The organism is Curtobacterium sp. MCSS17_016 (genome assembly GCF_003234255.2).
GTDB classification, from domain to species: domain Bacteria; phylum Actinomycetota; class Actinomycetes; order Actinomycetales; family Microbacteriaceae; genus Curtobacterium; species Curtobacterium flaccumfaciens.
The window spans coordinates 1,994,277-2,005,964 of the sequence record NZ_CP126254.1; the positions used below are offsets into that span (position 1 = coordinate 1,994,277).

Below are 11,688 nucleotides of genomic sequence, written 5' to 3' on the forward strand. Positions count from 1 at the left end.
CTTCTTGCTCGTGTCGTGCCCCGGACACGAGCCTCGCCCGCTGGATAGTCTGAGGGGGTGTCGGGTTCTCCGGCGCCACAGCAGGGGAGTACACATGCAGCGCTGGCGCGCGGTCACGGCTGGGCTGACGGCCCTGGCGCTCGGAGCAGGACTCGCGATCGGCGGCGCGACGAGTGCGTCGGCGGAGCCGGTCGGCAACTGGGGGACCTTCACCCTCAGCGGAGCGAGCCGGGCCTACACCGGCACGATGACGCTCGCCGGGTTCCCCGAGACGACCTTCACGTCGGACTCCCGGCAGTCGACCGTCGTCAGCGGGGCATCGACCTGGCAGTCGGCGTCGACCCCGTCGGGCGCGGTCTACGGGACGAGCCGCGGCAAGACCTACATGAACCAGCGGCCGAACGTCGACTCGCCCACGACCGGGGCCTCGACGACCACCTACACGTTCGCCGAGCCGACGCCGGGTGCCCAGAGCTGGTCGTTCGTGCTCGGCGACGTCGACGCGGACCGGGCGACCATCTCGGCCACGGTCTCCGGGGGTGGCGCCGCGACCGCGGAGCAGCTCGGCTACGTGAGCTCCTACAACTCGTGCTCGGCCGCCGTCGCCGGAGGGCCGTCGTGCACCGCCGACCCCGACGGCACGACCGGGCAGGACCGGCCCACCTGGGACCCGGCCACCCGGACCCTGACGGGCAACACCGGCGCGGTCGACACCGCCGGTGCCACGGCGTGGTTCACGCCGACCGTGTCGCTCACCAGCCTGACGATCACGTACCAGCAGCGCAGCGGGTTCCCGGTGTACCAGACCTGGTTCGCCAACCGCACCGCCGCGATCACCGGCACGGCGACCCTCGACGGAGCGCCGATCCCCGGGGCGATCGTCCGTGTCACCGCTCCGCGCGGCACCGTCTACACGACGACCACCAACCCCGACGGCACCTACGCGTTCCCGCAGCTGCCGGTCATCGCGAACTACCGCGTCGAGATCACCCCGCCGGACGGTGCCGAGGGCCCGGACCAGCCCACGAGGGTCTCCCTTGCCCAGGCAGGCTCACCGGGCGGCGTGGACCAGCAGGCCGACTTCGCGTTCAGGTCGCCGGAGGACACCGTGTCGGTCATCGGCACCGTGGTCGACGAGGACGGCCGACCGGTCTCGAACCTCGAGGTCGTCATCACCGACCCGGACTCCGGGGACGTCCTCGTCGACACCACGACGAACAGCGACGGCGTCTACACCGGCTCGGACCTGCCGGCGGACACCGACCTCGACGTGTCCGTCGCCGACGAGCCGCCCGTGACCATCACGACCGGCGACGTCGACGCGGCACCCGCGGTCCCCGACGAGATCGACGCCCCGGCCGCCGTCGTCGCGACGGTCGCGGGTGTGGTCTCGCTCGACGGTGCACCCGTGCCCGCCGGCGCGGTGGTCGAGCTCCTCGACGGCACGGGCGCCGTGGTCGCATCGACGGAGACCGATGCGGACGGTCGCTACGTCTTCGCCACCGCGGCCGGCACGTACACCGTGCGGACCGAACGACCGGAGCCGGGGGCGACCGGGGCGACCTCGAACACCGGTGTGACAGCCGTCGCCGGCGAGCGTGCTGCGTCCGACCTGCCGTTCGCCTCCGCCGCCGCAGCCGCCGAGGTCACGACCGACCAGCCCGGCACGGTCGTCGACACGAACGGCGAACCCGTTCCGGACGTCGAGGTCGTCGCGACTCCGACGGACCCACAGTCCGGCGATCCCGTGTCGGTCGTCACGGACGACGATGGTGCGTTCGACCTGACCGGCCTGGAGCCCACGACGGAGTACGCCGTCTCGGTCGACGTCGAGGGGGCCGAGACTGCGACCGTCGTCACCCCGGAGTCCGGGGCCGCGACGCCGCTGGCGTTCGTGGTGCGGGCTGCGGCGGGTCCGGCGCCTGCTCCTGCTCCGTCGCCGTCGCCGAGTGGCTCTGCTTCGGCGGCTCCGACCGGCCCCGCTGCCGGCTCGGGCTCGGGCTCGGCACCGGTATCGGGCCAAGGTGACGCGGGGGACGGTGGACCGCTGGCGTACACGGGGGCAGACCTCGGCCCTGGGCTCATCGCCGCCGGGGTGCTCGTGCTGCTCGGTGCGGCGCTGCTGACCTACCGCGCGGTGCGCAACCGCCGCCGCACGGACCACCTGCAGGACTGACCGGGCTGCGGGCGCGGTGGCGGCGGTCGCGGTCGCGGTCGCACAACACGCCGCCCGCGTCCGCCGAGGGGTCACGAACCGTCGCCCGCCGACCCGTCAGGCGACAGTTCGTGCGACCTCGACGCCCCACCAACGGCATGTCGCGACCACTCGGCGCCGGGCCGCACGCCTCCGCCGCGGTCGCACAACACGCCGCCCCGCGTCCGCCGAGGGGTCACGAACCGTCGCCCGCCGACCCCGCAGACGACAGATCGTGCGACGCCGACGCCACGCCAACGGCATGTCGTGACCACTCGGGGGCCGGGCACCGCGCGCGTCCGCCGCAACCGCACAACGCGCCGCCGCGGGGACGCCGAGGGGTCAGAAACCGTCGCCCGCCGACCCGTCAGACGACAGTTCGTGCGACCCCGACGCCACGCCAACGGCATGTCGCGACCACTCGGCGAACGCACCCGCGCCCGCGGCCCGGGCACCGCACCGCCTCTACCGCGTCCGCGGCCGCCGCACCGAACCCGTGACGACACCGATCGACCCCGTGACCGTCTGGATCGCCCGCCCGACGACCGGCACCGACGTGGTGACGACCGCGAGCGACGACGTGATGGCCTCGATGGACGAGGTGGACAGGTGCTCCTGTGCGTGCGAGTGCACCGGGAACCCACGGCGCGCCAGCACGACGACCCCGAGCGCCCCGACCAGCACCGCGGCACCGGCGAACGGCAGGTACTGCAGCCCGACGATCCCGAGGGCCTGCCCGCCGAACGCCGCACCACCGGCGATGCCGATGTTCGACGCCCCGTTGACCAGCGCGCCCGCGATGTCGGGGGAGACGCCTCCGGCACGGATCGCCGCGGCCATGAAGAGCGTGCCGGTCGTGCCGTTCGCGGCCATCCAGATGCCCGCGACGACCATCGTCCCCATCAGGGAGCCGTGCACGAACGGCATCGTCGCGAAGGCCACGACCATCACGGCGACCGAGGCGATCAGCGTCTGCCGGGGCGCACGGTCGACGAACATGCCGGCGAGCCAGAGCCCGACCACACCGGTGCCACCGAGCACGAGCAGCGCCCCGCTGACCATGCCGGCGTCGAGCCCAGCGTCGATCGCGTACGGCCCGATGTAGGTGTAGACGACGTAGTGCCCGCCGAAAAGCAGCATGTCGGCGACCACGACGGACAGCAGCCCGGTGCGCGCCCAGGCCTTCGGCGACCCGATGTGCGGCGACGAGGCACCGCGGACGGCGGGCAGGAACAGCAGGGCGACGACCGCGAGTGCCGCTGCGGCGACACCGACGGAGAACACGGCCTGGCGCCAGCCGATGTGCTGCGCCACCCAGGTCGCGACGGGCACACCGAGCACGAACCCGAGCGAGCTGCCCGAGTACACGAACGCGATCGCCCGCCCGGCCAGCCGCGGTGGCACGATCCGGGTGGCGTACGCCGAGGCGACCGAGAAGAACAGTGCGTGCGCGATGCCGCCGACGACGCGTCCGGCGCAGACCACGGCGAACGACGGCGCGAGCGCGACCATCAGGTTCGACACGGTGTAGCCGACGAGCGTGGCGACGAGCACGGTCTTGCGGGGCAGCTTCGCGGTGAACGCGGTGAGCGGCAGCGCGAGGAGCGCGACGGCCGCGGCGTACACGGTGATGACGATGCCCATGGTGGCCTCGGTCACGCCGAGGTCGGCGCTCATCGTGCCGAGCAGCCCGACGGGCATGAGCTCGGTGGTGATGGCGAAGAACGTGGCCAGTCCGAGCACGGCGATGCCGACGATGGACTGGCTGGTGACGGTGATCGGCCGCGTGTGGGTCGACACGGCCGAGGTGGTGGTGTTGGTGGACACGCTGCTGACCTCCTCCGAGGCACGGTGGAGCGCGCGACGATGCCGTTCGTTCTGACGGCGGTGACCGGGAGGGTCTGCGGGGCGCGCTCGCTGGCGGATGTGGATGATGTGGGTACGACTCCACGACGAGTGCGCTCATCCAGTGTTGCACGATGGAACGACTCTCGCGAGGGCATCCAGCAAATACATCGGAGCGCTCCAACGAAACACTCAGGTACTGATCGCCCGCTCAGTACTCGTTCGTCACCCGGCCCTGGACCCCGCCGCCGCGCAGCTCGATCGTCAACGTGCCGCTCCTGGACTGCGCCGACATGGACACCGATCCGTGCAGCGCCGCCTGCCGCGGGAAGCACGCCGTCGACGACTCGATGCGGTCCGCCGTCGCCACCAGGCAGATCGTCGACCGGTCCGTCCCGATGCCGGCCCAGACGTTCCAGGGCGTCTCGGCGGTCCCGCCGTCGAGCGCCCGGTTCGTGAAGACGAGTCGCGTCGTGTGCAGGCTCACCGGCGCAGCGACCGGCCCCGGCAGCTGGTCGGCGTACGTCTGCGGGACGTCGAGCAGCTGTTCGAGCGTCACCGTCCCCGCCGTCGGCGTGACACTCGGCGCCGCGGCGACGTCGGGCTGCGCGGTCCCGACGAGCGTCCCGGCGGCGAACGCGACGCCCACCGCGGCAGCCGCGCCGCCCGCGATCCAGGCGCGTGGTCGCTCCGTCCACAACCACCGCCGCCACCGGGTCCGTCCGGTCGGCTCGGCCTGGAGGCCCGGCTCGTCCCCGCCGTCGCCCCGCGCGTCGTCGACGTGCTCGCCCCCACCGCCGTCGGTCACCTCCGACACGTCGGCGCCGGCAGGCACGGCAGCCACGCCGTCGGGCGAGGACACGGGACCGGGCGCGGGCACCTGCGTGGGCACGGACGCGCGCCCTGGACCCGATCGCGTCGCGGACGGGACGGACGTGCGGACCGGACCCGAGCCTCCCGGCAGTGGATCCCGCGCCGTCGCGACCGCACGCGTGCGGGGTCGTCGTCCGCGTTCCAGGTCCTGCAGCGCGATCCGGGCGCGCGCCGCGTCCGCCGGGCTCGATCCTGCTCCCCAGGCGACGGCCTCGAGCCGTGCCCGTTCCGCTGCCACGTCGTCGTGGGCCATGCGCACTCCCGCTCTGCCGGTCGCGTGGACAGGTCCATCGTGGCACCGCCGAGCCGTGCGCGCGCACCCAGAACGAGGGAGTAGGCGTGGTGCATGAGCACCGACCCCATGCCGCAGCACGACGCCGACGCCGAGACCCTCGAGCCGCTGAGCCACGACACCCAGTCCGGCGAGGCCGACTACGTCGCGACCAGCCCCGGTGGCGCCGGCACGGAACGTCACGTGCCGACCGCCGACGAGGAGCAGGGCCGCGGTACCGAGTACGACCCGGTCGACCAGGGACCGCAGCAGGAGGGCCAGGGCGGCTAGCGGACCACCCGTCGCAGCACGGCGCGTTCGCCGGAGGTCCAGGCCGCACTCGTCACCACGTAGAGCGCGGCCGCGAGCGGTGCGATCGCCGCGAACACGACCGTGACGAACGGCACGTACCGACCCACGGCGGCGGTCGCGGCGGCTCCGGGGACGCCCGGTTCCGGTGCCGGCACCGGGTTCCAGTGGGCGTTCGACCGGCGGCTGAGCTCGACGACGACCGCGAGCACCGCCAGCAGGACCAGCACCACCCAGGCGTGCACCCACAGCGGCGACGTCAGGGTGACGACGAGCGAGTGGCCGAGTGGAACCCCGACGAGCGTCGCCTCCAGCAGGGCGTTCGCGGTGCCGCCGATCGAGGCGTGCGTGAACAGGGCGTAGACGAACGACACGACGGGTGCCTGCGCGACGACGGGCAGGCAGCCGGCCAGCGGTGAGACCTTCTCGTCGGTGTACAGCTGCTGCACCGCCCGCTGCAGGCGCTGGGCGTCGCGGCCGTACCGCTTCCGCAGCGCAGCGAGCTGGGGTGCGAGGCGCCGACGGTCGCGCTCGGCCCGCACCTGCAGCACGGACAGCGGGACGAGCACCAGGCGGACGGCCAGGGTGAGGAGCACGACGGCGATCGCCGCGGCGAACGAGCCGGCGACTGGGGAGAGCGCCGCGGTGAGGGCGGCGACGAGGTCCGCGCCGCCGTGCAGCAGCGGGCCGACGAGGGGCAGGGTGGACAGGTCCATGACGGTTCCGATCGGTGGTGGGTCAGCGGGGTGCGCGAGCGGCCCGGCCACCGGTCGGTGGTCAGGCCGGGGTCGCGACCCCCGGTGCCCGTGAGCGGACGTGCCCGTCGGCGTCGGGGTGGCTCCACCCGATCCGGGTGACCAGGTCGGGCACCGCCGACCGGTCCGACACGGATGCCGAGCCGACCCCGAGGACGGCTGCCAGCACCGCGACGAGCAGCCGGGCGACGACGACGGTCACGGCGACGGCGGTCAGCCCGAGTGCCGCCACGGCCAGCAGGGGCAGCACCCCGGCGGCCGGGTCGCCGAGCACCAGCGCGGCGGTGGCGCGGAGCAGCAGCAGGACGGCGGTCATGGTCCGTTCAGCGTAACGCCCGCGTGCCGTCGAGGACCGGAAGGTGCGGCGGGGGAGGATCACGGCATGACCGCAGGTTCGCCGAGCACCCCAGCGACCGTCGCGCTCGAGGCGGCCGGGGTCCCGTACACGCCGCACGTGTACGAGCACCACGAGAGCGCCACCAACTTCGGAGAAGAGGCGGCCGCCGCCCTCGGGCTGCGCGAGGAGCAGGTCTTCAAGACCCTCGTCGTCTCCGTCGACGGCACCCTCGCCGTCGCGATCGTGCCGGTGGCGAACCGGCTCGACCTCAAGGCGATCGCCGCCGCGGTCGGCGGCAAGAAGGCGACGCTGGCCGATCCCGCCCTCGCCGAGAAGCGCACGGGCTACGTGGTCGGCGGGATCAGCCCGGTCGGCCAGAAGACCCGGCTCCGCACCGTGCTCGACGAGTCGGCGCTGTCGTACGCGAGCATCTTCGTGTCCGGCGGACGGCGCGGCTTCGACGTCGAGGTGGCACCGACCGACCTCGCACGGATCACCGAGGCGGTCGCCGCACCCATCGCGCGGACCTGAGTCGAGTCGCCGCAAGTTTTTTCGGCACCCGGGAATGACCCGGGCCCTCCTGCGTTGCATTGAGTCGAAGGCACTCAAGTTCCCCAGGAGGTCCCTTTGCCAGAGACGTTCGGCCCGACCGGTAGCAACGACTCGTTCGACGAGTTCCTCGCCCGCCTGCTCGCGGCACAGCGCACCGGTGACCAGCAGCGCGTCCGCGCGTTCGGTCGACCGGTCGACATCACCCGGCTGCTCAGCCGCCGGACCCACGAGCTGCTCCAGCACACCGCCGAGTACGCGGTCGCGCAGGGGCAGCGCGAGATCGACGCACTGCACATCCTGCACGTGCTCGTCCGCACCGAACCGTTCGACGCCGTCGTGCGTTCCGCCGGGGTCGATCCCCAGCGACTCGCCGAGGAGATCGAGCAGCGCCTGCCGATGGCGCACGAGCCGCTCGCCGAGCAGCCCGGCCGCCCGGCGCTGACCGGCACCGCCCAGCGCATCCTCGTCGAGGCGACGCAGGCCGCGCGGGGCTTCGGCAGCACCTACACCGACCCCGAGCACGTCTTCTTCGCGCTCGTGATGGACCAGGAGACCGTGACCGGCCAGCTGCTCGCCAGCGCCGGGATCACCCCGCAGGTCATGCAGGACTACGCCCAGCAGGCCGCGGCAGCAGCACGAGAGGGGCGCCCCATGCCAGGAACCAACGACGCCGTCGGCACCGACCAGGCCACCGACAGCGACACCCCGACGCTCGACCAGTTCGGCACCGACCTGACCGAGCGCGCCCGTGACGGACACGTCGACCCGGTGATCGGCCGCGCCGACGAGATCGAGCAGACCGTCGAGATCCTGCTCCGCCGCACCAAGAACAACCCGGTGCTGATCGGTGAACCCGGCGTCGGCAAGACCGCGATCGTCGAGGGCCTCGCCCAGCGCATCGTCGACGGTGACGTCCCCGCCCTGCTGCAGGGCAAGCGGGTCGTCGCACTCGACCTGCCCGGCATGCTCTCCGGCACCCGCTACCGCGGCGACTTCGAGGAGCGCCTCACCACGGCGATGGACGAGATCGCGGCGCACGCCGACGAGCTCATCGTCTTCGTCGACGAGCTCCACACCGTCGTCGGCGCCGGTGGCGGCGGCGAGGGCGGCTCGATGGACGCCGGCAACATCCTCAAGCCCCGACTCGCCCGCGGCGAGCTGCACCTGGTCGGCGCGACGACACTCAACGAGTACCGCCGGATCGAGAAGGACGCCGCGCTCGAGCGCCGGTTCCAGCCCGTCACGGTGGGGGAGCCGAACGTCGAGGACGCCGTCGCGATCCTGACCGGCCTCGCCCCGCGCTACGAGGAGCACCACGGCGTCGCCTACACGCCCGAGGCACTCCGCGCCGCCGTCGAGCTCTCGCACCGCTACGTGACCGACCGACACCTGCCGGACAAGGCCATCGACCTCATCGACCAGGCCGGTGCACGCCGTCGCCTCGCCCTGTCGGGCGACGTCGACGTCGAGGCACTGCGTGCCCAGGTCACCGACCTGACGGTCCGCAAGGACCGCGCGGTCGCCGAGGAGCACTACGAGGAAGCGTCCGACCTGCGCGACGAGATCGTCGGACTGGAGGCCCGGATCACCGCCGCCTCGTCGGCGGACGCGACCCGCCCCTCCCGTCCGGAATCCGCGGACACGTCGATCACGGAGGCCGACATCGCCGCCGTGGTGTCACGTGCCACCGGGATCCCGGTGACCCGCCTCGGCTCGGCCGACAAGACGCGGCTCGCCGCGCTCGAGTCCGAGCTGCACGACCGAGTCGTCGGCCAGGACGACGCCGTGCGGGCGATCGCCAAGGCGGTACGGCGCAGCCGGACCGGCATGGGCGACCCGCGTCGTCCGGTGGGCAGTTTCCTGTTCCTCGGCCCGACGGGTGTCGGCAAGACCGAACTCGCGAAGGCCCTGGCGTCGTCGCTGTTCGGTGACGAGTCCGCCATGCTCCGCTTCGACATGAGCGAGTTCGGCGAACGCCACACCGTCTCCCGCCTGGTCGGTGCCCCTCCCGGGTACGTCGGCTACGACGAGGCCGGCCAGCTCACCGAGCGTGTCCGCCGCAACCCGTACTCGGTGATCCTGCTCGACGAGGTCGAGAAGGCCCACCCGGACGTCTTCAACCTGCTGCTGCAGGTGCTCGACGATGGTCGCCTCACCGACGGGCAGGGGCGGACGGTCGACTTCCGGAACACGGTCGTCATCATGACGTCGAACATCGGCTCGGAGTTCCTCGCCTCCCGCTCGGGAGCGCTCGGGTTCTCCCCGGTCGGTGCGACGGACGGCTACGCCGAAGACGACCTGCGGGCCCGCGTCATGGGCAAGCTGCGCGAGGCGATGCGGCCCGAGTTCATCAACCGCATCGACGAGATCGTGCTGTTCCGCAAGCTCGACCGGTCCCAGATCGCGTCGATCGTGTCGCTGCTGCTGCAGGACACGGCGCTCCGGCTGGTCGCACAGGACATGCTCCTGTCGGTGTCCGACGCGGCGGTCGACTGGCTCGCCGAGCACGGGTACGAGCCGGAGTACGGCGCCCGCCCGCTCCGTCGGCTCATCCAGCGCGAGGTCGACGACCGCATCGCGACCCTGGTGGTCGAGGGCGGGGTCACCGCGGGTGACACCGTGCGGATCGACGTCGAGGGCGATGCCCTGACTGCGAGCGTCGCGGAGCACGCGGCGGTCTAGTCCGGTCGCACGCACACACGAAGGCCCGGTACCGATTCGGTACCGGGCCTTCGGCGCGCGCGGACCCCCGCGGTGTTGCGCTGCGCGCCGCCGGCGCGCGCCGTGCGTGCTCCGTCACACGGTGCGAGGTTGCCCGCACCGTGCAGGCCTGTGATCCCGCACCGAGCGCGCGGGCTGCCACCGGTCCGCGGACGACGCACGGTGCAGCCGGGAGGCCCGGCTCCGGTGCACGCCGGGAACTCGGCACGGGGCCTGCTCGTCGACACGAGAACACGAACCTCGCACCGTGATCAGCCTGTTCGGGAATGCAATTCCGGATGTTTTCCGGAAAAGGGGTTGCGCTCCGAATTGCGGTGCCGATAGTGTTCACTCGTCGCGAACGGTCGAACATTCGACCCGGACGACTCCGCCAGCTCGAGACCGAAAGGGGGCCGACCATGATGATCTCCGCAACCACTCCGTTCCGTGGAATCCGTGGACGCGTCGGTACCCCGTTCCGCGTCCGCTGACCCGGGGCGTCCCACTCTCCTGACACCTGTGCCTCCGGGCACCGTGCGCTGAGCCGATCAGGCTCGCGCAGCACCGGTTCGTTCATCCGCTGAGCGGCTCGACGGCACGTTGGTGCGTGCCGTCCGATCTGCGCGGACGACGCCGGAAGAATGTCGGTGGACAGTGCGACGCTCTCGGTGTCGACGAGCATTCCGCGATCGTTGTCCGAACATTTCCGGACCATCCCGGAGTGCATTCTCACGCATTCATTTCCTACTGCCCGCAACCCGGGCGGATTCGTCCTGCCCGACACCCGGGCAGCTCTGCCGTGCCCTGAAGGGGAACACCGTGTCCACGAAGACCACCACCCGTCCACCCGATACCCGCGCGGTGCGCCGCCGGGTCTCACTCGCCGACCGCATCGCACTCCGGGTCGGGATGTCGCTCATCATCTGGAGCCGACGCACCCGCAAGGAGCGGCCCGAGGTCGACCTCGCCACGCTGGCCCGCATGGAGCGCGAACGCCAGCAGCGCGAGGCCGACTGGATCACCCAGGGCGCCGCCATGCGGATGTGGCGCTGACCCGCGGCGCTGCGGCGCTGCGGCGCCGGCGCTGTCGTCGGCGTCAAGCACGCACGCACCGTGCGTCGTTCCGAAGCCCGTGCGGACTGAACGGCTCGGTGCGAGGAAACAACCTCGCACCGAGCCACCTTCGGCGAACCGTCCGACGGAATCCGCACCGTGCCGCGAACGGTTGGCCCCGCACGAGGCGACCAGCCTCGCACCGTGCGCCGACGTGTCGGACGTACCCCGGGCCTCCCGTACCGTTGGCGAGTGACCGAAACCGCAGCTGCACTCGTCGAACGCCTCACCGCCCTCGTGCCGGACTTCCCGAAGCCGGGGGTGCTCTTCCGTGACGTGACGCCGGTGTTCTCCGACGCCGTCGCGTTCGGCCGCGTGTGCGAAGCACTCGCGGCACCGTTCGCGGTCGGAGCCGGGTTCGACGCGGTCGCCGGCATCGAGGCCCGGGGATTCGCACTGGCCGGGGGCATCGCCGCCCAGCACCAGGTCGGCGTGCTCACCGTGCGCAAGGCGGGGAAGCTCCCCGGCGAGGTCCTCAGCGAGCAGTACGCGCTGGAGTACGGCGAGGCCGAGCTCGAACTGCGCCCCGGCCAGCTGCCGGCCGGCACCCGGGTGCTCGTCGTCGACGACGTCCTGGCCACCGGCGGGACCGGCGCTGCGACCATCACGCTGCTCGAACGTGCCGGGTACCAGGCCATCGGCTTCGCCGCTCTGCTCGAGCTCGACGGCCTGAACGGGCGCGAGCGTCTCGAGCCGCGGCTGCCCGTCGCGACGCTCGGCGCCGTCCCGGCCTGAGCGC

At 72.6% G+C, this 11,688-nt stretch carries 10 protein-coding genes; 6 read left to right on the forward strand and 4 right to left on the reverse strand.

Annotated features, from left to right (window positions below; all coding sequences use genetic code 11):
* The first annotated feature begins 94 nt into the window (after positions 1-94).
* Positions 95-2,176, forward strand: coding sequence for an MSCRAMM family protein (locus DEJ19_RS09505; protein ID WP_111232732.1), 2,082 nt, complete (start codon positions 95-97; stop codon positions 2,174-2,176).
* 483 nt (positions 2,177-2,659) lie between these two features.
* Here DEJ19_RS09505 and DEJ19_RS09510 read toward each other — a convergent pair whose 3' ends face one another.
* Positions 2,660-4,021, reverse strand: a complete 1,362-nt coding sequence (locus tag DEJ19_RS09510) for an MFS transporter (RefSeq protein WP_111232731.1) — start codon at positions 4,019-4,021, stop codon at positions 2,660-2,662.
* A 229-nt stretch (positions 4,022-4,250) separates the two neighbouring features.
* On the reverse strand, positions 4,251-4,931 hold the full coding sequence (locus tag DEJ19_RS09515; RefSeq protein ID WP_146250620.1) for a hypothetical protein: 681 nt from the start codon (positions 4,929-4,931) through the stop codon (positions 4,251-4,253).
* Positions 4,932-5,258: 327 nt separating this feature from the next.
* Between DEJ19_RS09515 and DEJ19_RS09520 the strand changes: the two genes are divergently transcribed.
* A complete protein-coding gene (locus tag DEJ19_RS09520) occupies positions 5,259-5,474 on the forward strand; it encodes a hypothetical protein (RefSeq protein ID WP_027465592.1) in 216 nt (71 codons plus the stop codon).
* Here DEJ19_RS09520 and DEJ19_RS09525 read toward each other — a convergent pair.
* Both DEJ19_RS09525 and DEJ19_RS09530 read right to left on the reverse strand, forming a co-directional pair.
* A complete protein-coding gene (locus tag DEJ19_RS09525) occupies positions 5,471-6,208 on the reverse strand; it encodes a YidC/Oxa1 family membrane protein insertase (protein ID WP_111232729.1) in 738 nt (245 codons plus the stop codon). The two genes, DEJ19_RS09520 and DEJ19_RS09525, sit on opposite strands and share 4 nt — an antisense overlap.
* Positions 6,209-6,269: 61 nt before the next feature.
* Complete coding sequence (locus DEJ19_RS09530) at positions 6,270-6,563, reverse strand: hypothetical protein (RefSeq protein WP_110863747.1); 294 nt, start codon at positions 6,561-6,563, stop codon at positions 6,270-6,272.
* A 66-nt stretch (positions 6,564-6,629) separates the two neighbouring features.
* Between DEJ19_RS09530 and ybaK the strand changes: the two genes are divergently transcribed.
* The 4 genes from ybaK (at position 6,630) to DEJ19_RS09550 (ending at position 11,684) form a co-directional block, all read left to right on the forward strand.
* Positions 6,630-7,115 (forward strand): Cys-tRNA(Pro) deacylase, encoded by a 486-nt coding sequence (gene ybaK / locus DEJ19_RS09535; RefSeq protein WP_071244681.1) that lies wholly within the window; start codon positions 6,630-6,632, stop codon positions 7,113-7,115.
* A gap of 96 nt (positions 7,116-7,211) precedes the next feature.
* Positions 7,212-9,818: an ATP-dependent Clp protease ATP-binding subunit gene (locus DEJ19_RS09540; protein ID WP_111232728.1), complete on the forward strand. Its 2,607-nt coding sequence runs from the start codon at positions 7,212-7,214 to the stop codon at positions 9,816-9,818.
* An 837-nt stretch (positions 9,819-10,655) separates the two neighbouring features.
* On the forward strand, positions 10,656-10,889 hold the full coding sequence (locus DEJ19_RS09545; protein ID WP_138803336.1) for a hypothetical protein: 234 nt from the start codon (positions 10,656-10,658) through the stop codon (positions 10,887-10,889).
* A gap of 252 nt (positions 10,890-11,141) precedes the next feature.
* Positions 11,142-11,684 carry an adenine phosphoribosyltransferase gene (locus DEJ19_RS09550; protein WP_017887364.1) on the forward strand — a complete coding sequence of 181 codons (543 nt, stop codon included), beginning with the start codon at positions 11,142-11,144 and terminating at the stop codon, positions 11,682-11,684.
* The last annotated feature ends 4 nt before the right edge of the window (positions 11,685-11,688 follow it).

What these genes read in the sequence shown, in the direction of transcription:
- DEJ19_RS09525 (WP_111232729.1), bottom strand. Translation starts at nt 6,208, where the DNA reads ATGGACCTGTCCACCCTGCCCCTCGTCGGCCCGCTGCTGCACGGCGGC.
- DEJ19_RS09505 (WP_111232732.1), top strand. Translation starts at nt 95, where the DNA reads ATGCAGCGCTGGCGCGCGGTCACGGCTGGGCTGACGGCCCTGGCGCTC.
- DEJ19_RS09530 (WP_110863747.1), bottom strand. Translation starts at nt 6,563, where the DNA reads ATGACCGCCGTCCTGCTGCTGCTCCGCGCCACCGCCGCGCTGGTGCTC.
- DEJ19_RS09520 (WP_027465592.1), top strand. Translation starts at nt 5,259, where the DNA reads ATGAGCACCGACCCCATGCCGCAGCACGACGCCGACGCCGAGACCCTC.
- ybaK (WP_071244681.1), top strand. Translation starts at nt 6,630, where the DNA reads ATGACCGCAGGTTCGCCGAGCACCCCAGCGACCGTCGCGCTCGAGGCG.